21 protein-coding genes and 3 tRNA genes are annotated in these 22554 nt (G+C 42.0%); 12 read left to right on the forward strand and 12 right to left on the reverse strand.

The genetic code is table 11. The annotated features are described in order from the left end of the window. Positions 1–8 precede the first annotated feature (8 nt). Positions 9–1190 carry an aminotransferase class V-fold PLP-dependent enzyme gene (locus MSVAZ_RS07420; RefSeq protein WP_048119838.1) on the reverse strand — a complete coding sequence of 394 codons (1182 nt, stop codon included), beginning with the start codon at positions 1188–1190 and terminating at the stop codon, positions 9–11. Continuing rightward, on the reverse strand, positions 1187–2011 hold the full coding sequence (gene larE, locus MSVAZ_RS07425; protein ID WP_232316249.1) for an ATP-dependent sacrificial sulfur transferase LarE: 825 nt from the start codon (positions 2009–2011) through the stop codon (positions 1187–1189). Before larE ends, MSVAZ_RS07420 begins: the two co-directional genes overlap by 4 nt. A 167-nt stretch (positions 2012–2178) precedes the next feature. On the opposite strand from larE, the gene MSVAZ_RS07430 reads away from it, so the two are divergent. The 3 genes from MSVAZ_RS07430 to MSVAZ_RS07440 all read left to right on the forward strand — a co-directional run bounded on the left by MSVAZ_RS07430 (position 2179) and on the right by MSVAZ_RS07440 (position 3437). After that, entirely contained in the window at positions 2179–2457 is a 279-nt protein-coding gene (locus tag MSVAZ_RS07430) for a MoaD/ThiS family protein (RefSeq protein WP_048119839.1), read from the forward strand. A gap of 159 nt (positions 2458–2616) precedes the next feature. Then, on the forward strand, positions 2617–3051 hold the full coding sequence (locus MSVAZ_RS07435) for a DUF1890 domain-containing protein (protein ID WP_232316250.1): 435 nt from the start codon (positions 2617–2619) through the stop codon (positions 3049–3051). After that, the gene (locus tag MSVAZ_RS07440) at positions 3048–3437 is read left to right on the forward strand and encodes a DUF1894 domain-containing protein (protein ID WP_048119843.1); all 390 of its coding nucleotides are present in this window, start codon (positions 3048–3050) and stop codon (positions 3435–3437) included. Before MSVAZ_RS07435 ends, MSVAZ_RS07440 begins: the two co-directional genes overlap by 4 nt. Positions 3438–3681: 244 nt before the next feature. Here MSVAZ_RS07440 and thiI read toward each other — a convergent pair whose 3' ends face one another. The 6 genes from thiI to MSVAZ_RS07470 form a co-directional block, all read right to left on the reverse strand. Next, positions 3682–4974: a tRNA uracil 4-sulfurtransferase ThiI gene (thiI, locus tag MSVAZ_RS07445; RefSeq protein ID WP_084626094.1), complete on the reverse strand. Its 1293-nt coding sequence runs from the start codon at positions 4972–4974 to the stop codon at positions 3682–3684. 280 nt (positions 4975–5254) lie between these two features. After that, entirely contained in the window at positions 5255–6499 is a 1245-nt protein-coding gene (locus tag MSVAZ_RS07450; RefSeq protein WP_048119845.1) for a methanogenesis marker 16 metalloprotein, read from the reverse strand. A 43-nt stretch (positions 6500–6542) separates the two neighbouring features. Continuing rightward, positions 6543–7211 carry a (Fe-S)-binding protein gene (locus MSVAZ_RS07455; RefSeq protein ID WP_198146813.1) on the reverse strand — a complete coding sequence of 223 codons (669 nt, stop codon included), beginning with the start codon at positions 7209–7211 and terminating at the stop codon, positions 6543–6545. Then, entirely contained in the window at positions 7211–7915 is a 705-nt protein-coding gene (locus tag MSVAZ_RS07460) for a GTP-binding protein (protein WP_048119847.1), read from the reverse strand. Before MSVAZ_RS07460 ends, MSVAZ_RS07455 begins: the two co-directional genes overlap by 1 nt. A gap of 6 nt (positions 7916–7921) precedes the next feature. Next, a complete protein-coding gene (locus MSVAZ_RS07465) occupies positions 7922–8740 on the reverse strand; it encodes an ATP-binding cassette domain-containing protein (protein ID WP_048119850.1) in 819 nt (272 codons plus the stop codon). Positions 8741–8982: 242 nt separating this feature from the next. Beyond that, on the reverse strand, positions 8983–9975 hold the full coding sequence (locus MSVAZ_RS07470; RefSeq protein ID WP_048119854.1) for a radical SAM protein: 993 nt from the start codon (positions 9973–9975) through the stop codon (positions 8983–8985). A 497-nt stretch (positions 9976–10472) separates the two neighbouring features. On the opposite strand from MSVAZ_RS07470, the gene MSVAZ_RS07475 reads away from it, so the two are divergent. From MSVAZ_RS07475 to MSVAZ_RS07485, 3 genes are all read left to right on the forward strand, one after another. Beyond that, a tRNA-Cys gene (locus MSVAZ_RS07475) sits at positions 10473–10543 on the forward strand. A 252-nt stretch (positions 10544–10795) separates the two neighbouring features. After that, positions 10796–11794 carry a GNAT family N-acetyltransferase gene (locus tag MSVAZ_RS07480; RefSeq protein ID WP_048119856.1) on the forward strand — a complete coding sequence of 333 codons (999 nt, stop codon included), beginning with the start codon at positions 10796–10798 and terminating at the stop codon, positions 11792–11794. Between the two features lie 256 nt (positions 11795–12050). Beyond that, entirely contained in the window at positions 12051–12380 is a 330-nt protein-coding gene (locus MSVAZ_RS07485) for a NifB/NifX family molybdenum-iron cluster-binding protein (RefSeq protein ID WP_048119858.1), read from the forward strand. 105 nt (positions 12381–12485) lie between these two features. Here MSVAZ_RS07485 and MSVAZ_RS07490 read toward each other — a convergent pair whose 3' ends face one another. Then, positions 12486–12839 (reverse strand): hypothetical protein, encoded by a 354-nt coding sequence (locus MSVAZ_RS07490; protein ID WP_157206037.1) that lies wholly within the window; start codon positions 12837–12839, stop codon positions 12486–12488. Positions 12840–13010: 171 nt separating this feature from the next. Here MSVAZ_RS07490 and MSVAZ_RS07495 point away from each other — a divergent pair, with 171 nt between their 5' ends. The 6 genes from MSVAZ_RS07495 to pdxS all read left to right on the forward strand — a co-directional run bounded on the left by MSVAZ_RS07495 (position 13011) and on the right by pdxS (position 18371). Continuing rightward, entirely contained in the window at positions 13011–13475 is a 465-nt protein-coding gene (locus MSVAZ_RS07495) for a hypothetical protein (RefSeq protein ID WP_048119862.1), read from the forward strand. A gap of 552 nt (positions 13476–14027) precedes the next feature. After that, positions 14028–14098 (forward strand) — tRNA-Cys (locus tag MSVAZ_RS07500). A gap of 403 nt (positions 14099–14501) precedes the next feature. Continuing rightward, positions 14502–14573, forward strand: a tRNA-Cys gene (locus tag MSVAZ_RS20155). Positions 14574–14585: 12 nt separating this feature from the next. Beyond that, entirely contained in the window at positions 14586–15968 is a 1383-nt protein-coding gene (pscS, locus tag MSVAZ_RS07505) for an O-phospho-L-seryl-tRNA:Cys-tRNA synthase (RefSeq protein ID WP_048119865.1), read from the forward strand. Then, the gene (locus MSVAZ_RS07510) at positions 15961–17253 is read left to right on the forward strand and encodes an O-acetylhomoserine aminocarboxypropyltransferase/cysteine synthase family protein (protein WP_048119867.1); all 1293 of its coding nucleotides are present in this window, start codon (positions 15961–15963) and stop codon (positions 17251–17253) included. The genes pscS and MSVAZ_RS07510 overlap by 8 nt, the downstream gene beginning before the upstream one ends. Positions 17254–17474: 221 nt before the next feature. Beyond that, positions 17475–18371: a pyridoxal 5'-phosphate synthase lyase subunit PdxS gene (gene pdxS, locus MSVAZ_RS07515; protein ID WP_048119869.1), complete on the forward strand. Its 897-nt coding sequence runs from the start codon at positions 17475–17477 to the stop codon at positions 18369–18371. Between the two features lie 354 nt (positions 18372–18725). Here pdxS and MSVAZ_RS20160 read toward each other — a convergent pair whose 3' ends face one another. From MSVAZ_RS20160 to MSVAZ_RS07530, 3 genes are all read right to left on the reverse strand, one after another. After that, complete coding sequence (locus MSVAZ_RS20160; RefSeq protein WP_156150991.1) at positions 18726–18866, reverse strand: class I SAM-dependent methyltransferase; 141 nt, start codon at positions 18864–18866, stop codon at positions 18726–18728. A gap of 180 nt (positions 18867–19046) precedes the next feature. After that, positions 19047–20396, reverse strand: a complete 1350-nt coding sequence (locus tag MSVAZ_RS07525; RefSeq protein WP_048119871.1) for a nitrogenase component 1 — start codon at positions 20394–20396, stop codon at positions 19047–19049. 12 nt (positions 20397–20408) lie between these two features. Further along, positions 20409–21953 carry a nitrogenase component 1 gene (locus MSVAZ_RS07530; RefSeq protein WP_048119873.1) on the reverse strand — a complete coding sequence of 515 codons (1545 nt, stop codon included), beginning with the start codon at positions 21951–21953 and terminating at the stop codon, positions 20409–20411. Between the last annotated feature and the right edge of the window lie 601 nt (positions 21954–22554).

Consider the following 22554-nt stretch of genomic DNA (forward strand, 5'->3'; position numbering starts at 1 on the left):
CATACTCCTTACACGATACGTGCGATTTCTTCAATTGTTTCAAGAAGCAGGTCAACCTCCTCCTGAGTATTGTACATGTAAAAGCTTGCTCTCACAGTGCCGTTTTGGAGCCCCAGAGACTTCATTAACGGGATACAGCAGTGATCTCCCGAACGGACAAGAATTGCGGCTCTTTCGTCAAGCAAATAAGCTATTTCGTGGGGGTGAATTCTATCTATAGTAAAAGAGACAATCCCGATCCTGTTTTTCATATCCTGCGGCCCATATATAGTAATATTTTCAATATCGGGAAGCCCTTTGAGCAGGCGTTCAGTCAGTTCCTGTTCATGCCTGAAGATAGCATCCATCCCCAGGTTTTCAAGATATTTTACCGCCTGTCCAAGCCCTATTGCACCTGAGATGTTCGGGGTGCCTCCCTCGAATCGCTGATAACCGCCAGTCAGAGAATAAAACTCAGTAGTTACGTCCTCGACTGTGCCTCCACCAAGTATGAGAGGAGAAATAAGCGAGTCTCTCATCCACAGAACGCCAGTGCCCGTTGGCCCGAGCATCTTGTGGCCCGAAAAGCATAAAAAATCGCATCCAATACGCCGGGCATCTACAGGAAAATGAGGGACGGACTGTGCCCCATCAACCAGAAAATAGGCTCCCTGCGTTTTGCAGATGTCAGCAATCTCCCGCATAGGCTGTACGGTACCAAGTACGTTTGAGGCATGGCTAACTGCAACAAGTTTTGTATTAGCTGTAATCGCTTCTTCAAATTCCTCTATATCAAAAATCCCGGCTTCGTCTGGTCGGATAACAACCAGTTCAACGCCTTTCTGACGCAGTCGAAGCCAGGGGAGCAGGTTGGAGTGATGCTCAAAAATCGTTGTGACTATTCGGTCTCCTGACTGCCAGTCAAGGCCTGCTGCAACCATATTGATAGCCTCGGTTGTATTCTTGGTAAAGACTGTAGTGCCTTCTTTCCCACCAATGAAATTGCTGACCAGATCATGTGCGTCCTGATACTTTTGGGTTGCAACCCTTGTAAGCCTGTGCATTCCTCTTCCAACATTGGCGCGGTATTGCCGGTCATATTCGTTCATCGCAGCTATTACAGGCTCGGGAACAAGGCTCGTTGCCGCATTATCCATATAATGAAGGTATCTGGAGATTTGGAAGTCAGCTATGCAGTCTTTGAGCTTCATAACACTTCATCCATACTCCCGCTTCTGTATCCTTTAATATCGAGGGTAATGTACGAAAAGCCGCAATCCTGCAATACCTCCAGTATTCGAGCTCGCATGTTTATTGCCTTTTCAAGCTCTTCAGGCACTAACTCGATTCTTGCAATCTTGCCATGAAGCCTTACCCGCAGATTTGAAAACCCCAGATCGTGCAGCGAATTTTCTGCGTTTTCTATAGTTTGCAGCTTTTCAACTGTGATTTCTTCCCCATATGGAATTCGTGACGCAAGGCATGAAGATGACGGTTTATTCCAGAACTCACAGTCACAGTCCTGAGCCAGTTGCCTTATCTGTTTCTTTTGAATCCCAAGCGAGAGAAAAGGATGCAGGATTCCTTCTTCATTACTTGCCTGAAGTCCGGGGCGGTACTCATTGAGATCGGAAGCATTAATTCCATCGGCTATTTTTGAGATTCCCAGTTTTTCAGCCTGATCTTTTAATATCCTGGCAGATTGTTTTTTACAGATATAACAGCGATTGGGGCTGTTTTTTCTGAATTTTTCATTTTCCATAATCGGAAAGGGAATTATAGAGCAGGATATACCGAACTTTTGTGCGTTTTCCTCCGCTTCCTTAACAGCTCTTCTGGGGACAAGAGGCGCGTCAAAAAGTATACATTTTACCTTATCCTGAAGTACTTTTTGCGCAAGTAATGCAAGCAAAGTACTATCTATTCCTCCTGAATATGAAACAAGTAAACACTCTAATCCTGCAAGTTCTTTGAGCAACGCATCCTGTACATTTTCTTTTTCCATGGATGAATACCGACCTTTTATGTTCATTTTTTTGACTGTACCGGAAACATTAAATTTTCCAAGAACATTCACAATTGTGAATATGCTGAAATGGGCATAATTGGTAATAATACTTTTTGTCCAGAAAACGAGAGTGAATATAGAATTACAGATTGAAAAAGTGATACAAAAATGTGAGTACTGACGGTGGAAACATGAAAATTCGAGTAAAAACTTTTGCTCAGATAAAGGACATTCTAGGAGCAGACAGCTTTCTTGAATGCCAGAACGACATTTCAATGCGGGAACTTCTTAAAGCCCTTCGCGAAAGAGCCGGAAAGTCTGAAGACCAGCTTTTTTCCAGGAACGGATACCTGCACAGTAATTTGGTTTTAATGCTGAACGGTGCACGAATTTATGAAGAGGAAATTGATTCTCTTACACTTTCAGAAGGAGACGAAATCACACTGCTTTCTCCAGTTTCAGGAGGATGATCCTTAGCGAAAATTATTAGAAAAATAATATTAAGAAAATATCAGTTTCCAAAGAAATCTTAATTGAAAAATCTCAATTTGAGGATTGATGTGTAATCCATTTTTACAGATAAAGTGTGTAAGAGATGAATTTTTATGACCGGTGCAAAAATGCTTCTCATGATGGGGTGTCCCGAGGTCCCAATTCAAACCAGTATTGCCCTGTACTTATCCCATAAGCTGACTAAATTAGGATTCGATGTAACCGTTGCCGGGACAACTGCTGCAAGCAAACTTTTGAAAGTGTCTGATTCCGACGGCTATTATGTAAAAAAGCTGGTAGATCTCGACAAAACTATAGTAGATGTCATTGAAAAAAGAACGGATTTCGATATGTGCTTCGCCTTTATGCATAACGATGCAGGAATGACTTATGCAACGACCATGAGCTCCATTTCTCAGGCCAGGATGTACTCCATAGTCTTTGGCAGGAATGCCGATGCTCTGGCCGAAACCATAGAGTTCGACTGTGAAAAGATCGTCGCACAGGACGTTCACAATCCTGTTCGCCTTAAAAACAAGCTGGATAAGGTAATGGAGGAGATCGTCAAATGAGCTGTATTGAGCAAATGAAGTATACAATCCACCTGCAAAAGACGAGCTTCAAGGAGGCAAGGGAGTATATTGAGAAAAACTCTGACGAAGTTTACTATGTATCTCCCGGATACAAAATCTTCAAAGATTATTATATAATAGGAATACCACCAATTGCAGTTGGGGCAAAGGGTAATGCTCTGGTCTTCCCCTATACAAAGCCCTGCCATGGAAGCTTTGTCCTGAGCATAGACAATGAAGACAGCATAAAAGAGATTAATCGGCTCAGGGAGGCGGGCAAAGGAAAGGCAACAGCTTCAGTGAAGAAAGGCAACTCTCCTGAAATTTCCAAGGTATCTTTAACCAGCTATGAGGATATGTGGAAAAAACAAGACCTTGAAAACTGACCATAATAAAGATAACAGAAATAGATAACAGAAATAGATAGCAGAAATAGATAGTAAAAATAGATAGCAGAAAAAGTTTTCAATGTAGAGAAAGAAGATTCATAGATTCCTATTGATATTAAGGGAAAGTGTATAATATAGAGAAATACCTTCCTGGCCCGGAGAATATTTCTCTTAATCTGGAAAACAGTATAAGAGAGCAAATAACATTTGTACGGGCCAGAAAGAAGTACTGGAGTTTTTCTCAGAGTTTAAGGACTTGTGCTCCTTTCATAGCATTGGAAACCATAGTCTCGATATCCATTTTTCTTTCCTCAAGTACGATAAGGTCGTATTTTGCCCCTATTTCAGGACGCTCGGGGACAGCAGTACAGCTACCTGCTGATCTATTGGAGATATCGTAGGTCCCAATCTTGCGGGCAATATCCATGATTTCAGTTTTGTCTAATGCAATCAAAGGGTGATAAATCGGGATAGCAAGCTGATAGATTTCAGCATACATATTTGCAGCAGTCTGGGAAGCTACCTGTCCCAGGGAAGAACCGGTGATAATTCCGCTTGCACCTTCTTTTATCATAACCTCATAGGCTTCCCTGTACATCATGCGTTTGCAGAGAAGACAGGTATTTTTTCGGTTGCAAATGTCTATAAAAGCCTTGAGATTGGGACCGTGAGGAATTTCATAAGTCGTAAACTGATGTCCTGGAGCCCATTTTTGGAGCTGCCGGATGCAGTCAAAAGCACGCTCTCTTGCCGCGTCTTCTGCATAAGGAGAGTTACTGCAATAAACAGGTGTAATCATTACGCCACGCTTCATCATAAGCCATGCTGCAACAGGAGAGTCAAGCCCGCCGGACATTAAAACTACCATACTACCCTGCGTGCCGAGAGGAAGACCCCCTACTCCTTTAAATGTTTTTAGATAGACGTAAGCCAGGTTCTGCCTCATTTCAACAAAAATTTCCTTATCAGGAGAACTCAGGTTAACTCTGGGATGTTTTCCTTCTTTTTCCAGTTCATTCCAAACAGCATCCCCACAGTTTTTCCCTATGTCTGCCGAAGAAAAAGTATGGTTTCCACTTCTTCGGGCTCTGATAGCAAAAGACTCTCCTTCTAAAACAAGATCCCTGGCGAGGGCAGCACATACACTGGCTGCACTCTCAAGAGTAGGCTCTGCTGTCAATGCAGGAGACGTTGAGACTATCCCAAAAACATCAGCTGCGGCTTCGGCTGCACATGGATCCGCACTCTCGATAAAGATCCTGCCCCATTCCCGCCGGATCTGAGAATAGGGAATGTTTCTTGAGTCAAGCATTGCGGCAATGTTCCTCATAAGGATTTTCTCGTACCAATTTCGGACTCCAGTACTTTTAAGAGCAAGTTCACCATACCGGACTATAACTACTTCTGTCTTAATTCCATACTCGGAACAAGAGAATTCTGAATCCAAAAAATCCAGTTTTCTTGTATCATTATCTGGAGTGTGTTTATTTTCCTGATGAGTACGAATGCGAGATTCAATTTTTTCTTTAACCATGAAAATTACCAGCCGTTAAATAAATAGCCCAAAAATCCAGAATTTCAAAATATAAAACAATTATTCAGTTGTGGTAACTGATATCACGCTGATCCAGGAATTTCTAACATAAGTCTCTAATGAAGTTTTCCAGTAATTTTTGAACTGCTTTTGTAACCTGTTTTCTGTAACATTATTGACTGACATGAGATCAGCATTGACTGACGTGAGATCAGCACTGTAATTCCAGAGTAAGTTCATATCTCCATACTGCAGAGTAAGTTCATAACTCTACAACTGATTACAGAGGTTCCAGCATCTTTGTAGGTACGAATTTATGCTCCAGGATACGGTTCTTAAGCATTGTACAGAGCCTTTCTGCCCGTGCCCTGTCTGACTGCCTCAGAGATATAGGGACAGTTCCTTCAGCCAGTTCTATAGACCCCAGTCTTGCAAGGAATACTCCTTCAGAACACTGGAGCGTACAGGTTCCGCAGTTGATGCAGAGATCTCTGTTGATAGCGCAATCATTTGAAATCGCTTCTGTGGGACAGGTGCGCATTGCGGCACAGTCTGGATGGTGCAGACACCTATCTTTTTCGGCACGAATAACTTTATCAGTGCCTCCCCATACATTCCCGTAATTCACTTTTGCATGTGCAGTGCGCCCGTTTACGTCTGCTACTGGTAGCGGGACATTCTGGTCCAGAATTTTTAATCCTGAAAGAATCTCTTCATCAAGGACAGGGATAGGGACTGCAAGTGAGGTAAGGCATTCAGGGCCGTGTGCTGTTTTCATCCCTCCCATCATGGTCGGGTTCATATCTTTCATGTCTGCATATGCTGAGACGTTTGGCTTATCAGGACTGGCCCTGGTCCCTTTTCCCATGATATAACCTGGTGCACCATTTAAGAGAACTCTTGTACCCACACCTATTGACCTGTGAGAAGGATCGTTCTGCAGAGGATTTATTTCACCGCATCCTGATACCGTTGTTTCCGTAAATGGACCTGTCAGGCCTGTCACAGAGAAGATAGTGTTAATCGTTGGAGAAGCGGGATTTATCAGTGCATTGTAATTTTTAAACGCGAGCCTTGTGGTAATGATCCTGGCAAATTCGATCTCATCAAGCGTAACCTGGTTTTCATATTGCTTTCCGTGTGCTTCTACCGTCACGTCAATAGTTTTCCCTTTTACAAGGTCCCGGAAAAGATGACCTCCGCCATATTGTTCATTTGCATGTGCTGTCCCGTTTATCACAAGGTCTACAACCCCGAGCCTTTCGTTCGGACAGGGGCCCGGTTGAGCAGGCACACCGTTTAGCCAGATTGCATCCGCTCTCTCGAAACTGTTTTTTTCAGCTACCGGCACCATCATAACTGCCATAGTTCCTGACATCACGCCAAAAGTTCCTGTTGTTACTACATCCACGTCGTCAACAGTCACCTCTTTTCCATCACGAACCATCAACTTGAGCTCGGCAGCTGTAAGGATTATGGCTTCTTTGTTTGCAATCTTCTGATTTATTTCTTCAATCGTTTTCATAGTCTTCCAACCTTTTCGATAGTCTCAACATTTTCAATAGTCTTCATAATATCCTGATGTCCTCAAGCCTAACGTGAAGTCCAGAAGGTTTTTGAAAACACATATTCACAAGAGCCGTATGTGCAAGTCCTATCATGCAGTTGCCAGGCAGAAAATATTGACGGGTTCCGAACACAGGAGGTCTCTTTATAGTACTGGCAATTCCTTCAAAAGCGTGCACATGGTATGCCTGAATATCATGGGCATCTTCTTTTCTGGCAACCATGGGACCTACGGTATGGCATTCAATTACGCCTGTGACCGGATTTGCGCTCAGAACTCTTAAAGCATGATATACCGGACATCCTGGACCTGCCGGACGGCCAGTTACGAGGTCTCCTTTTTTGATATCCCATTTTTCTACAAGGTCTGCCCTGAAGGGCACTATAAACTTCCGGGCTGACGGTTCATCCGGAAATGGCAGGAGAACAAAGTCGTATTCTTTTCCAGCCACATCTACACCGGAGTAAGTGTTTCTTGCCTGAATAGCGAGGTTTTTCAGGCTTACGATTTTTTCCGGACGCACTGTCTTTTCTACGGTGTTTTCTATACTATAGAATGGACACATATCCAGCTCTGTTAATCCCGTTTCAAGTCTGGAAACAAAGTCCGAACAGGTCTGAGAACCGCAAGCTCCGCAGTTTTTCCCCGGAGGATTCCAGTTATTCATCATCAGTCGCCTCTGTATAAGGGTTCTGGCATATCCAGTGGCCTGATGACTCCAAAGTGGTTTTTCCATCCGATTTCTTTTTTCCCTATACATACGGTACATACACCAAGCGGGGGAGCACCTCTGAGCTTGATCTGATCAGATCCTATATCCGGGTGATCGGCAATCCGCCTCATAAGGTATCGTAAACCGGTCCCCTGAACTGCGTTTGTCTCTACAATGTCAATTTTTGGGACAACTTTTCGGATACTTTCTCTGAAAACTTCCTTTTCTGCCTGAGACACAAGATCAGTCTTGGTAACGACTGCTACATCTGCAAGCGCAAGCATAGGAGCCATTTTGAGAGGGGAGTTTGTTCCTGAGATCGCACTGACGACTGCAATTCCAAGTGAGTACGTTGTGTAAGGAGTACACCTGAGACAGAGGCCTGCGCTTTCAATTATCAGGATGTTTCTGGACAGACTTTCAGCCCAGAGTAACGCATCTTCAAGCACCAGAATTCCCATATGGTCAGGACACACGTCTCCGGAATAGATCTTTTTGACAGGAATCTCGAACTCTTCTGCAAGCTCCTGGTCTTCTGTCGCGTGTACAACGTCAATCTTCAGGAAGGCAGGAAGCGACCCCTTCGGGAGATTCTTTATAACCTGGCGAATGACAGCGGTTTTTCCTCCGCTTGGAGGACCGGCGACGATTAAAAGTTTCATTTTGACTCACACCCTGTTAAACTGGAGGCTTTGTTTGGCTGGGGTCATAAAAACCTTTGAAGAAACGGACGAAAAATCAGCTCCCTGTCTGAGTTTTTCTCTTATTTGATGGAGCTTGTCTTCGATTAAAGCAAGATCTGCAATAAGAGGCTGCTCCTCTCCTGTGGATTCGATTACAGACGCAACTCCGCCATGTTTCATCACTATACGCCTATCTGCCGTAAGAGCAAGATAAGGATCGTGTGTTACAAGGATTACTGCCTTGTTTCCCCCCTGGAGAGACTGGATGACGCGGTCTTTAAAAATACCTGCGTTTTCAATCTCATCAAGCAAAAGTATAGGTGTATCGCCGATTACAAGTGCATCTGCGATCATTAGAGAGCGAGTCTGTCCTCCGGATAACCCGCTCATCCTGCTTTTCAGGCTAATCGATTCACCTGTAAATGTATTTGCAAGCTTTATTGTTTCTTCAAGCAAGTCTTCTCTACCTGGTTTCCGTGCTCTGATATGCATTAGCAGAAATTCTTCGACTGAAAGATCTGCCAGGCAACGCGTGTTCTGGGTTATCAGGGCGATGGGTTTGAAGGCTGGCTCTCGTACGAAGGATTCAGGAGGCTCCTGGCCATTGATAAGGATTCGCCTGCCTGTAATACTATCTCCTTGCGCAAGAGTTTCAATATCATTGATTAAAGCTGACTTTCCTGAGCCAGTTGGGCCTACAATTGCAAGAGTATCCCCTGGCCTTATTTCCAGGGTTTCAAATCCTTCCTTTTCTCCAAATCGGTTTTTCCCAGATTGAACCATAAGAGTGAATTGCTTTGTCATATACACAATTGTGAAGATTTGTGCTTTATAACTCTTTCCGCAAAATAGCTAAGATTATCCTTAAAAGCCAAGAACTAATTAAATTATGTCCTTTATAGGAAATAGTATCAAAAATGGTGGAAATAATAGATTAATTCAAACCTGCAATTTTCCCTCTATAAAAATCTCAGGAAATTATTGCAAGATTTATATGAAAAACAGTAATCTGCTCCTCAAAATTGTGCTGAATTGATTCTATGTGCTCAAATATCTTTATTAGGTGTCAGGTCACAGCCAGTACATAGAAGACACATTGTTCGCGATTTATCGACACAGAGCGACTCACGGTCAAGCATATCCTTCAGCATACCTCCCAGTTTTAAAAGCCGCGCAGTGTCTGGCCTTGTGATCTTCACATTTTTTCTTAGTGGGCTGGGAGAAATAGGTCTTAGAATTGGAATTATGCATCGGCTTGTAAGGAGCTTGATGCCCTTTTGGACAGTTTCGTCACTTTCCCCAAGGCCAATTATAAAATTCGAAGAAACCCTATTTTTTCCGAAAACATTCACTGCACTGTCGAGAGCATCAAGAACATTGTAGAGCGAGAGGTCAGGACAGAAGCGCCTGAAAAGCTCAGGGTCCATAGTTTCAACATTGTATTTTATCTCACCTGCGCCTGCAGAATAAAGTTCTTCTGACGAACCTGTCGTGGGATAGACCGAGACACCTACTGGAAGATCGTACTCACGCGTAAGTTGCTTTATGATACTTGCCGCCCTCTGGACTTCTGTCTTTGGCGAAACAGCTACACCGCTGGTAAGGGAAATTGCCTTCAGTTCGCCTGTTGCATAAGCTTCCTCAACCATCTTCAGAACCTTTGTACTATCCTTTATCCCTCCCTGGATTTTCGGTACCGGACAAAACTGGCAATCATACACACATTTTTCAGATAGCGTAATGTATGCCTGTTCCGGACAGTGACAAAGCGGACGTTCAAGTGCTCCCCTGGCAACTACATCATTGCCTTTAACAATTACCACATGCTCATCTTCCGGTACTAAACGCAAAGGAGATGCATCATTAATTGTAAGCCTCACCCTTCGGTTTCCAGACTTCAAAAAGATTGAAGTGCCACCTGCTCCGGGTCCGGCTGTAGCCTTGCTCTCAAGCTTGTCAGGAAAAAGAGAATCATCTACCTGAACACTTCCTATGCTTAACAGAGCTGCCTTAGTATTCGTATTCAGTTCTTTGTCCATAATTATGCACTTCAGAAAGCAAAATACTCAGTGAATTTGCTCAGTACAGTTACCGTATACTAATAGTAGTGTTTACAATCGTAAGCTAAATTGATTAACAATTGTGAATATAATCGTAAGCTAAATTGATTAACAATTGTGAACTGTGCAATATTAACAATTGTGAATAAAAAGCTTATGATCGATTCCAATTAATTATAAAATGTGAATATTAAAATAGAAAGGTCTATTTTATTTCGGTTCGGTTTCAATATCTGTCTAGGAAGTTCCCTTGCAAACATAATAACAATATCTGTCTTGGAAGTTCTCTTACAAATATAATAACAATATCTGTCTTGGAAGTTCCCTTGCAAACATAATAAGCCAAACTTCAAAATTAAAATTTCAAATCCTCTTTTCCGCAAAGTTCCTTAAAAGGCATATTTTGCCTCAAAGAGCAGGTTTAAATATTAGGAATAAGTATGATGATTTGCTCATTCACAATTGTGAATGCCGGTGCCAGGGTGGCGGAAAGGCTACGCAATGGACTGCAGATCCATTTATCCCGGTTCGATTCCAGGCTCTGGCTTAAAAGTGTTCTCATAAACTCTATCAGAAAACTTTTAGTAAGAAAGTTTAGGATTTTTACTCCGGGAGATTTTAACAAAAGTACACTAATAGTAAAATCAGGTACTTCCAACCGTATTTAGTATGTTGATATTTAAGCAACCGAAATCTGATACTAGCAACTTAAATCTGGTACTATTGATTTTTCGTATTTCAACTGTGTAAGTTTGAATCTACTATGAGAAAAACGAACTTTTATTCAACGGGATTCAAAATGACTGAAATTGAAGTTAGAGAATTGGTACCATCCGAATACAGAGAATGGGATTTGCTTGTGCAAGAAACTCAACCGGGTACACTTTTTCATACAAGTGACTGGCTGGAAACTTACAGAAATGTTCTTTCAAAGGACCTTAGATTCTACGGTTGTTTCAGAAACGATAATGAGCTTGTAGGTGGATGCCCTCTATTTGTCAGGAACTTCAAAGGAATCCTCAAGATGGCATCTTCGACCAGTAATATGATTGACTACTGCGGACCTCTTATCAAAGAAAGTTCCAGCACCAGAACAAATAAAAAAGCGCAGGAAACTCACGAAATCTTTGACGCACTCAGGAAGTTTCTGTGCAGACAGGGTTTTGATAGTATTCACCTGAGATTCTCTCCGGGAATTGAGGATATCAGACCGTTTACCTGGAATGGATGGGACTCAAAGGTCCATTACACCCATCACCTGAATCTGAAGGAAAATGTTGATAATAAGATCTCAAGGACAATAAGGAAGGACCTCAAGTCTGTATTAAAGGCGGGGCTTGAGACAAAGATATGGAATGACCTTGAAACTTATTATAGTCTGCTTTCCAAAACGTATGAGAGGCAGAATCTCAAACCACCACTACCCAAAAGGTTTTTCGAAAAGGTTTTTGACCTTATTCAAAAAAAAGATATCGGTTACATGCTTATATCCGAAACTCCAGAAGGAGAAGCCGTTGCAGCGCATTTGACTCTTTACGGAAAAGAAAGTACGATTGGCTGGTCTTCTGCCCGGAATCCGGCTTTTAACCTTAGAGGATCAAATGCTCTCCTTTACTATAATGAGTTCCTCGACTTGCAGTCCAGAAATTTCGAATACATGAATGTTATGGCAGGAAATGTTCCCAGATTTGCGGATTATATTATGGGCTTTTCTCCTAAACTCGTTCCTTACTACAGTGTAACCTTAGAGAACAAGAAATATTCAATTCTCAAGGCCTTATATAAAGTAGCGACTTAATATAAAAATTGGGGTTATTTTTTGAGTTGTTGTTGAAAATCAGAAGATCCAGAAGATCCCAAAAAATAATCATACACGAAAAAATCAAAAACCAGGACCACTTTGAGGAGAATTATAATTACTGTTTTTCTCCTTTCTTCAGGTGTATCATTAATGCATATAACTGTATACAATTAATAAAAACAAGTTTTGTTTAACATATAAACAGATAAAATTTATATTTTTACTTTTAAACAGGAAAGATGGGGATGAAAAAATGAAGGTCGCTATCGTTTCAACTGATGGTAAGGTTATCAACCAGCATTTTGGAAAAGCATCCAGGTTTTTTATATTTGAGATTGATGATTGTGGTAAAATACAATTCTTAGAAGTTAGAGAGACTATGCCTTTATGTGGCTCAGCGGATGAAGGGCATGCCGATGATGTTTTAAGCAGAACAATTTCTTTGATATCTGACTGTGAAGCTTTGCTTTGCTCCAGAATTGGCAGCAGGCCGCGAGAAGAATTAAGGAAAAAAGGAATTAAACCAGTTGAAACTCCCTACTTTATTGACGAAGCTTTAAAAAGTATATCTGAAGCTGAATAATCAGGGTTAAACAGTTCCAAGTCACCTTATTTCCGAATTATGATTCACTAATGTTTAGCAAATATAATGACTTTCCATATCTGAAAAATTACAGATGCCAAAACATTATACACTTATTTTTGAGCCACAGTAATTCCTGTTTAATCTCTTGAACCTGCAAGAGTAATCTGGAGAATAATCTGGAAAATAATCTGGAAGATAATCTGGAAAATAATCTGGAAAATAATCTGGAAAATAATCTGGAAAATAATCTGAAAGATAATCTGAAAAATAATCTGAAAAATAATCTGGAGAATAATCTGGAGAATAATCTGGAGAATAATCTGGAGAATAATCTGGAGAATAATCTGGAGAATGATCTCTATTCTTGTTGAAATCGGAGAGGTTGCACAACTGCTTTTTTCTATCAAACAGGCAATTTACATCCTCAATCTGCGGATATTGATAATTTGCAGGCACTTTTTGCCTTAAAAACGAAATTTAAATATTAATAATGAATAGGATGTTTTGTCAGTTCACGAATGTGATGACAATCGAAAAAAGAGCTGAAAAGATAGGTAAAATGGAAAAAAACAGAACAGATAGACTAATTTGAAGAAGGTAAAAGCATGAATTCAATAAGGTTAAAGTATGAAAGGAGCGATCGTTGACGGAACAGAAAATTCTGCCCTCGATCTGAATGAAAATATTGCTGAAGAAGTATGGCGAGAGTTTGAAGATGAGCTTACGGTTGAAATATTCTGGGAAGCTCTTGATCTAACTGGGTTCCACATTCTCCTGCATATGGTATATCATATACTTCTTGCAGTAGAGTATGTATCTCCTGAAGTTATAACCAGCCCTCTTGATGTGATTGAACAGAAGATTTCTCAAAATGAGAACGATCTCCTTGAAGAAGGAAAATCCAGAGTGTGGCGGATATTCAATAGATATCACATTTCAGGCACAGGGATAAAAATGCGCGGACAGCTAAGAGCAGAAAATAGAAAAGATCCAGGGTTATATGGGAACTTTGTCACAGAGTCCAATAATACATTAACTAACTCTGTGTTTCCAAATATAACCGAAACATTAACTTCCTCATACTGTTGTTGATTGAGATTATAAAATCCCTAACCTCCTATTTTCTTTTTTGTTTGAAAATTTACTGTCACAAAATATTTTCGAAAAGAAAAACCTCATTTTAACTAATCAACCATTAAAAATAAGCAGCATTTCGAATCACGATTTCTGAATATTTATACGAAAAAAGACCAAACTATAGGAGCTCCATATATTATTGTACCAGCTCTTTTGATCATGTTGTTAACAATTTATTTTTCACCTTTTCCGCATCATATCATTAACCAATAGTAATCGGATTTCAAATAAATTTCTTGTAACTACTCTTGTTCATTATTCATTTCTCCTTCTTTTCTGAATACTATAGCTTGCTGTAACCTTTTAAAAAATATTTCTGCTAGCATTGTATAGATACCATGCAGTAATTTACTATGCTTATAGGTTCTCTATCAATACGAGCAGAAAACTTGTGAAGAAAAATTTCAGTTTCTCTTTGAAGTAAAAGGTATTTTTTGCCTCAAAAAGCAGGTTTAAATATTAAAAACGAGTATGATGTGTTGCTAATTCACAATTGTGAATAGTGGTGCCAGAGTGGCGGAAAGGCTACGCAGTGGACTGCAGATCCATTTATCCCGGTTCGATTCCAGGCTCTGGCTTAAAAGTTTTCTTGTAAATAGAAACAGGAAAGCTTTTAACAAAAAAATTTTAAGGCGCATTTAGCCTGAAGGAGGAACAAATAAAGGTTATAATGAATTGCAAACACCGACTTCACAATTGTGAAGTACGCATAACAATCAAAATGTGGTTGAATTCCCTTTATGAATCATGTATAGACGAACAGATAAAAACGACTCATATAACTCACAACTTAGTCAACAGCGTACTTTCCGCAGAAGTCCACAAAAGAATACCCGTTTATCAAATGGGTATAGCCCCCATAAATCAGTATCAGTTAAACAGGATACTGGGCAGATAACCCCTCAATTTGTGTACATCTGCGGAATAAGAGTGCAAAGTAACAAAGTAACGAAGTAACAAAGTAACAAAGTAACAAAAGATGCTGAGATGGCGGAAAGGCTACGCGATGGACTGCAACTCCATTATATCCCGGTTCGATTCCGGGTCTCAGCTTAGGGGTAGTATATGGATATAAGAACACAGAAAACATTTGAGGCACTTTTTGCCCTTGAAGATATTAGGGAGATCCTTAGACAAAGGCTTCCAAATACCAAAAGCCCAGAAGAAGAAAACACCATTAAAGAAAGTGTAAATAAGGTCAGAAAATTTCTGGATGATATCGAAAATGATGCCGGAACCCCGGAAGTAAGAAAAATAGCTGATAATATTGATATTCGGTCCAGAGAAGAAACAAACATCAATATACAGCCAATCCAGGCAGCAGGAAGGCTTACACCCGAAGCACGAAAAGCTCTCATAGCATATGGCGACGGCTATTCCACCTGTGATGCCTGCCGCAAACCTTTCAGGCTTGATAAAATAAGCAGTCCACCTATTGCTCCCTTTCATGAACAACTTGCAAGCTTCGTTAACATGGATGTGGCTCGAGTAGTGCCAGGTGCAAGGAGAGGGTTCCAGGCAGTGACATCGTCTCTGGTCAACAAAGGTGATTCCGTAATAGTCTCGGCTCTTGCTCATTATACAGAATTCCTAGCAGTAGAAGGAGCAGGAGGAATAGTTCGAGAAGTTCCCTTAAACGAACACAATATTGTGACTGCAGATGCTACTGCTGAGAAAATTGAAGCGGTTAAGCAGGAAACAGGTAAATTACCTGTACTGGTAATGATCGACCACTTTGATTACCAGTATGCAAACGAGCACGATGTAAAAGGCATTGCAAAAGTTGCCCACCAGTATGACATTCCTTTCCTGTACAACGGGGCATATACTGTTGGCGTCAGGCCGGTTGATGGAAAAGATATCGGCGCGGATTTTGTTGTAGGTTCAGGCCACAAAAGCATGGCATCCCCTGCACCTTCTGGAGTACTGGCAACAACTGAAGAATGGGCTCCCAGGATATTCCGCACAACTCAGATGACTGGCGATCTAACCAAACGCAAATTTGGAGTAAAAGAAGTCGAGATGCTTGGCTGCACACTGATGGGTTCAACTTTGCTAGGCATGATGGCTTCATTCCCTACAGTTAAGGAGAGAGTAAAGAATTGGGAAGACGAATTGAAAAAATCGAATTATCTGATCGATGGCTTGCTCGCTATTGAAGGCAGTAAAGTCGTCTCAGAGTATCCACGCAAACATACCCTTTCCAAAGTTGACACCATCAATAGCTTCGATCTTGTAGCGCAGAAAAATAAACGCAGAGGTTTCTTCCTTTCAGACGAACTTTCAAAAAAGGGTATTGTCGGAGAATTTGCAGGAGCCACAAGAGTCTGGAAACTTAATACATACGGGCTTTCGTGGGAGAAAGTTCGCTATGTCGTAGACACATTCCAGGAAATCGCTGAAAAATATGACCTTCAGGTAAACAAGGAGAAGAATTCCAATGACTAATAACTATAAATTAGGAACACTTGCCCTTCACGCCGGACAGAACCCGGATCCAGCTACAGGAGCACTTGTAGTACCTATATATCAGACTACCTCGTATGCATTCAAGGATGCAGATCAGGCAGCCAATCGTTTTGGGCTCAAAGAGCTTGGCAACATCTACACCCGTATAATGAACCCCACTACTGATGTGTTCGAAAAGCGCATCGCTGCCATTGAAGGTGGGACTGGAGCCCTTGGAGTTGCATCAGGTTCAGCAGCAATAACCTATGCTCTGTTAACTATTACTAGAGTAGGGGATGAAATAGTATCCGGAAACAATCTTTACGGCGGAACCTACGAACTTTTTAGATACACTTTCCCCAAACTGGGAAGAAAAGTAATATTTGTAGATTCAACTGATGTAGAGGCGTACCGAAAAGCCATTAATGAGAAAACCAGGGCTGTTTATATTGAGTCACTGGGTAACCCGAAGCTTGATGTCCCAGATTTTGAGGCAATTGCTGACATTGCTCATAAAGCCGGGATTCCGGTTGTCGTAGACAACACAAGTGCTGTAGGGCTTGTCCGGCCTATTGAACATGGAGTTGATATCGTTGTGCATTCAGCAACCAAATACATTGGCGGGCATGGAAACTCAATTGCCGGTTCTATAGTCGATTCCGGGAAGTTCCCATGGAATAACGGTAAGTTCCCGGAATTCACAGATCCTGATCCAGAGTATCACGGCCTGAAATACTGGGACACATTTTCAGACTTCCCTGGGCTTGGGAACGTAGCATTTGTCTACAAAACAAGGCTGCAATTCCTTCGAGATACAGGTGCCGCGATTTCACCTTTTAATTCATTCCTGCTGCTTCAGGGACTTGAAACCCTGCATCTGAGGATACAGAGGCACTCTGAAAATGCACTTAAGGTGGCAGAATACCTCTCAAACCATCCGAAGGTCTCGTGGATAAATTATCCAGGTTTGCCGGATCACCCAAGCCATGAACTTGCATCCAGATATCTCAAAGGTGGTTATGGTGGATTAATAGGATTCGGTGTAAAGGGTGGCGTGGAAGAAGGAAAGAAGTTTATTAACTCTGTGAAGCTGCTTTCACACGTTGCAAATATAGGAGATTCTAAAAGTCTTGTTATCCACCCAGCAAGTACCACACACCAGCAATTAACCCCGGCAGAGCAGGAAGCAAATGGGGTTAAGCCAGATTACATACGCCTTTCCATAGGTACTGAGGATATAGAAGATATAATCTTAGATCTGGAACAGGCTCTTGAGAAAGTGTAACTTTAATTTGTGTTCTCTGGTACCAAGGCTATTAGATCTTAAGGCTACAAAAGGCATTAAAAACGCTGTAAATTGATGAGGTAAAACTCATCTGTTTATTTTCAGTAATTTTGCTTTGTCAATTAACTTTGTCATATCAACTTTTATCAACTTCTATCAACTTTTATCAACTTCTGTCCACTTCTTTTAAAATATTTAACTGTGTTACAAGGATGACATTCATGGACTTTGAAAAATTACGACATGGGACCGAACTTATTAAGCGGGGCTTTGCAAGAATGCAAAAAGGGGGTGTAATCATGGATGTTACAAACCCGGAACAGGCCAGGATCGCAGAAGAAGCTGGAGCAGTTGCTGTTATGGCCCTCCAGGCTGTTCCAGCAGATATAAGAAAAGCTGGTGGGGTTGCCCGGATGGCCGACCCTGAGATTGTCCAGCAGATTATTGATACGGTTACAATTCCTGTAATGGCAAAAGCCAGGATCGGGCACTTTGTCGAAGCCGAAATTTTAGAAGCTCTCGGTGTTGACATGGTGGACGAGTCTGAAGTCCTGACCCCCGCTGACCCCTACTTCCACATAGACAAAACGCAGTTCACCGTGCCTTTTGTCTGCGGTGCCAGAAACCTCGGAGAAGCCCTCAGGAGAATTAACGAAGGAGCAGCCATGATCCGAACTAAAGGAGAGGCTGGAACCGGAGATGTAAGCCAGGCAGTTAAGCACATGAAGCAGATTCAGGGCGAAATCCGTGCACTTGCAGGGAAGACTAAAGAAGAGCTGATTATGGTTTCAAGGGAAATCGAAGCTCCGATAGAACTTGTAGTCGAAACATCAAAAATGCAGCGACTGCCTGTGGTAAACTTTGCAGCCGGCGGAGTTGCAACCCCTGCGGATGCAGCACTTATGATGCGCCTTGGTGCAGACGGGGTCTTTGTAGGTTCAGGCATTTTCAAAGCCGAAAACCCTGAAAAAATGGCAAAAGCCGTTGTTGAAGCCGTAAACAACTTTGACAACCCTGCAAAACTCGCAGAAATCTCAAAAGGCGTGGGCGCAGGCATGAAAGGTATCAGCGCAGACACGATCCCTGAACAGGAAGCCCTTCAGGAACGCGGCTGGTAAAAATCCCGGTAAAAATCCACTTAGGACTCCTCAGTTACATCATCCGGATTTCACTTCTCGAATGAATTTAAATCCCACGTCAGAAGCCCATTTAATGCGCTGTTCGGGTCTGGGCCGTATAGCCATTGGCGGACCCCGTGGAGTTTCTGGATCATAGTTCCAGTGTATAACGCCTAATTTACCTCCTGAAATTAAGATACGTTAGGCTTCATTTAGAAGCCTTTCTGGTTTTTCTGCATGAAGGATGTTACAAAGCATTCCATAATCCACACTCTGATTTTCCAGTCCGGAATCTTCAAGAGTGAAGTCACAGAGAATTATTTTTACGTTTTTTAGATTCTCATTGTTTGCCCTTTAGGTGACTCTTTTTATCATTTTTTCTTCAATATCAATGGCATACATTGTCCCTTTTATCAACTTTAACGCAGGTATGACAACAGTTCCATAACCACATCCAAAATCAACTGCATTTGCTACGCTATGATCAAGTCCCATAGTCACCAGGAAAGCGTCCGCTGGCTTATTGCTTCAACTCCTGTCCTTCCCAGCTTTAAAAAAGTCAAGGATAAAGGAAAAAACGGAGGATAAAATTCCCAAATTTAAAATTGAGTGGAAAAAGGAGTAGATCCACTCATCGAGATTATGCTCACAGAGGAGTATTCTCAGAAGCAATAATCAAAGAGGCCCTGCGTATGTACTCATAACGTCTTCCACTAAAGTGAGCCCTCCACTGAACCCTGCGTAATTGTGTTCAAGTATCACGCGGTTATATGAAGGGAATGAAACCGTCAAATGTAGGGCATTAAACTCCGGACCGGATATAGGAGTTTCAAGAGAACTTGCCAGCAGGAACAGGAAATTTCTGTCTTTTAAATTTTCCCGAATCCTGTATGCATCCACTTCATATATTATTTCAGGCCAGGCAGGGGTTTCAAGGTCGGTTGTCAATTCCTCGTTTATCAGTTTACGGGCTTCTTCAGGTGGATTATCTGTTATCTGAACAATATCAGGTAGATAACCCATCTCGTTTGCAAGGTATTTTGTAATGCTTACAGCCGAATTACTGTCAGCGACAACCGCAAAATAAGGATGCGGCCTGGTGATCAGGAGTATATCGCCAACAAATTCTGCAAATCTGTAGGCTCGCTTTTCCTCTCTGGCAATCAGGTCTTCAATGACATCGGCTGAAACATCTAACCTTTCTCCTATGACCCTCAGGAATTCCGAGGTTTGTTTTGGTCCTATTGGTACCCCTGGGAAGGAGATATAAGGAGTATCGAACTTTTCTTCGAGTTTCTCTGCCGTTTTATGCCCTATCCAGCTTGAGAGGACAATATTATATTCAGCAGCCGGAATTTTTTTCAGGTTCTCAAGTGCTTCAAATTCTCCTACAATCAGATTTGCCTTCAAGCCTATTTTTTCAAGCAGGGTTTTTATCTCCCTTGCTTCGCCCTTCCAGAATATGTGCTGTGAAGGCACTATACCGAAAACGTTTACCAATCCTTTTTCTTTCGGAGCCTTTTCAAGGAGCTGGTCGATCACAGCGTCGAAAAAGTACTCGTAGCCGTCGTATGATGTCCCTGCAAAGCCTGAAGTATTTACATGTATGATTGGAACCTCAGGATTCTTTTCTTTATATCTTCTGATAACGGCTCCCACATCATCTCCTATAAGTGAAGGGACACAGCCAGAGATGACTGCAAATACTTCTCCATTTACAAGTTCTACCGTTGATTCAATAAGCGCTTCAAGTTTTTTCTCGCCGCCGAAAATTACATGTTCCTCAACTAAAGAGGAACACGGGGTGCTTGTTCCACCGTAAGGGCCTCCAGCGTTCTGGCCACCACCGTAAAATTGACCAAAAAGCTGCCCTATTCCACATCCTGCCCCGGAATGGAGTATGGGAACAACTCCAAATATCCCTACTGCAGTTGAATAAGCTCCTGCAAGTGCGCAGGAGTAACGTGGTGCTTCAATAGCACCTGATATAACATTATTTGTCTCTAAAGGTTCACTTATTCCCATAATTACACCTATTTACTCCTCTGCTTTAAGATAATACAGTGAATTTGGCTGTTTGTACCACCAGTCTTTATATGTACTCAGCGTCTTTTCCTTCATAGTCCGCTGATATGAATGGCTTTTTAGTGACTGCAAAAGGAAGTTTCCAAATGCAATCGCTCCCGTATAGCCGCTCTGGGTACTCCAGGGATGTGCATCGGACCTCAAGGCATGCACCCTTGTTACACCCTTGTCGCGCTTGAATGCCCCTCCCTGGAACGGGCAGGTCATTGCGATATCGGGATTTCTATGGTTTGTTATATGTGTCTGTTCTGCGGCCTGGAAGGTATTTACCAGAATGTCAAAGTCCCCCATCTGGGCGAGCAATTTTTCAAGGTCCTTAAGGATGAGGTTGTCAAAGTCCTGGCACATTGCAGCTGAGGATTTAAGTCCAATTTCATCAAAGTACGGGACCTGAGCCAGAAGTCTTCCCTGCCCAAGTGCACCCAGCACTTCTACTTTCTCTCCATTACCTTTGAAATTTTCAAATTCCTGCCTGATCGCCTTGAGTTTTGGAAGCCATTTTTCGTGTTCTTCTTTGATCAGGGCTTCTATTTCCCTTTCTTTTCCAGTGTGCCTCCCGATTTCCCTCAGCCACTCATCGGTGTGAGCAACTCCCATTGGTGAGGGATAGAGGAAATAAGGAACTCCATATTCTTGCTTAAGTCCACGTGCAAGATAATCAGTGTAAGTCGGGCACAGGGGTGCAGTAACTGCAGCTTCGGAAAGTTGTTCAAACTGCTCCACAGAGGCGAATTCAGGGATGAAGTTAACTCTAAGACCGACTTTTCCCAGCAGGCGCTTTATTTCCAGTCTGTCCTGCCAGGTGTAGGAGAGCATACTGGCTACATTTATCAGATCTTTCTGTTTCTTTTCCGGTTTTTTGACGAGGTATTTTAAGACTGCATGCCAGAAGGCATCATAACCTGTCTGGACAAGTTTTGATCGTGAGCCTTCACAGTGAATAGGGACTATTGTTGCTTTTATTTCGGGCTGGACCTGTGAGACAACCCCTTCTATGTCCTCTCCGATTATTCCTGAAGTACAGGACGTAAGTATAAAGATCGCTTTAGGATTGTACCGTCTCTCGGCTTCCTTTATCGCTTCCCTGAGCTTTTCACCGGCACCGTAGACCACATCTCTTTCGCCGAGATTTGTTGTCATCCAGTGGAGGTCGTAATTTGCAGGACGGCCAAGTTCAACAGGCACGTGTCTGTAGAGTTCACGGTAGCCGAGTGCTGCAGACGAGCAGCCGACAGGTGCATGATATATAGCTACAGCGTCACGGATTGTTCCGATCCTTACTGAAAGATAGAAGTTCAGAACACAACCACTTGACTGCTGAAAATTCCGTTCTCTTTGCCTCAGGCAGCCTGAACGGGCTTCTTTTGCAAGATCGCTTGCTTTTCCATACCAGACGTTAATACCGTTTGCCCTCTGTTCCCTGTTGGGACATGTAGCCCGTGATAGGTCGATTCTATCCTCGATAAGTTCATTTTCAGTAAGTTCTGTTCCTGACATTAATCATTACTCCGTAAGAGACCTGTTTTTCGTAGTTAGTTTGTCTCCAGTATGTTTTGCTCTTGACATCACCTCTTCCATTCGCATTAATGAATATATAAATCGGGAAATCAGCAAAAATGTAAGCTAGTTTCTCATTATCCTAATTTTTGCGGCAAAAAAGAAAGTTCAGGAATAATTTAGTATTTGAACCAGATCCAGATGAATAAAATTTATCTGGACAATATCCGGTTTCAGTATCCTGAATGATGATAGGATTTGTTCCGATTCTGGATTAACTTGTTTATCCAGACCCGAGCCGGATAGGAATTTTTAAGTTTTTCCTCACTACGCCGCACGGCCTAGAGGCCTGCCTGCCGTTTAAGAAAATAGTGACCTGAAAACCGATATCGCAAGTAGAAAGATGAGATTCTGAAGGAAAACGTCTCGATTTGAAGGTTAGAGGAGTTGTTTTACTTAACTCCAGAAACCGATTTTTAATTCACAGCTGATATAGAACGCCTCCGACAGCTAGCCTGGCGGCTCTGTAAAAAAAGAAGAAAGAGATAGCAATAGAGATAAGAAAAAAGAGACTTGAACCAATAAAATAAAGATCATGAAG

The organism is Methanosarcina vacuolata Z-761, from assembly GCF_000969905.1.
In the GTDB taxonomy this organism is placed as follows: Archaea; Halobacteriota; Methanosarcinia; order Methanosarcinales; family Methanosarcinaceae; genus Methanosarcina; species Methanosarcina vacuolata.

Coding starts and splice junctions, on each gene's coding strand:
- MSVAZ_RS07420 (WP_048119838.1), bottom strand. CDS start 1,190: ATGAAGCTCAAAGACTGCATAGCTGACTTCCAAATCTCCAGATACCTT.
- larE (WP_232316249.1), bottom strand. CDS start 2,011: ATGAACATAAAAGGTCGGTATTCATCCATGGAAAAAGAAAATGTACAG.
- MSVAZ_RS07430 (WP_048119839.1), top strand. CDS start 2,179: ATGAAAATTCGAGTAAAAACTTTTGCTCAGATAAAGGACATTCTAGGA.
- MSVAZ_RS07435 (WP_232316250.1), top strand. CDS start 2,617: ATGATGGGGTGTCCCGAGGTCCCAATTCAAACCAGTATTGCCCTGTAC.
- MSVAZ_RS07440 (WP_048119843.1), top strand. CDS start 3,048: ATGAGCTGTATTGAGCAAATGAAGTATACAATCCACCTGCAAAAGACG.
- thiI (WP_084626094.1), bottom strand. CDS start 4,974: ATGGTTAAAGAAAAAATTGAATCTCGCATTCGTACTCATCAGGAAAAT.
- MSVAZ_RS07450 (WP_048119845.1), bottom strand. CDS start 6,499: ATGAAAACGATTGAAGAAATAAATCAGAAGATTGCAAACAAAGAAGCC.
- MSVAZ_RS07455 (WP_198146813.1), bottom strand. CDS start 7,211: ATGATGAATAACTGGAATCCTCCGGGGAAAAACTGCGGAGCTTGCGGT.
- MSVAZ_RS07460 (WP_048119847.1), bottom strand. CDS start 7,915: ATGAAACTTTTAATCGTCGCCGGTCCTCCAAGCGGAGGAAAAACCGCT.
- MSVAZ_RS07465 (WP_048119850.1), bottom strand. CDS start 8,740: ATGACAAAGCAATTCACTCTTATGGTTCAATCTGGGAAAAACCGATTT.
- MSVAZ_RS07470 (WP_048119854.1), bottom strand. CDS start 9,975: ATGGACAAAGAACTGAATACGAATACTAAGGCAGCTCTGTTAAGCATA.
- MSVAZ_RS07480 (WP_048119856.1), top strand. CDS start 10,796: ATGACTGAAATTGAAGTTAGAGAATTGGTACCATCCGAATACAGAGAA.
- MSVAZ_RS07485 (WP_048119858.1), top strand. CDS start 12,051: ATGAAGGTCGCTATCGTTTCAACTGATGGTAAGGTTATCAACCAGCAT.
- MSVAZ_RS07495 (WP_048119862.1), top strand. CDS start 13,011: ATGAAAGGAGCGATCGTTGACGGAACAGAAAATTCTGCCCTCGATCTG.
- pscS (WP_048119865.1), top strand. CDS start 14,586: ATGGATATAAGAACACAGAAAACATTTGAGGCACTTTTTGCCCTTGAA.
- MSVAZ_RS07510 (WP_048119867.1), top strand. CDS start 15,961: ATGACTAATAACTATAAATTAGGAACACTTGCCCTTCACGCCGGACAG.
- pdxS (WP_048119869.1), top strand. CDS start 17,475: ATGGACTTTGAAAAATTACGACATGGGACCGAACTTATTAAGCGGGGC.
- MSVAZ_RS20160 (WP_156150991.1), bottom strand. CDS start 18,866: ATGGGACTTGATCATAGCGTAGCAAATGCAGTTGATTTTGGATGTGGT.
- MSVAZ_RS07525 (WP_048119871.1), bottom strand. CDS start 20,396: ATGGGAATAAGTGAACCTTTAGAGACAAATAATGTTATATCAGGTGCT.
- MSVAZ_RS07530 (WP_048119873.1), bottom strand. CDS start 21,953: ATGTCAGGAACAGAACTTACTGAAAATGAACTTATCGAGGATAGAATC.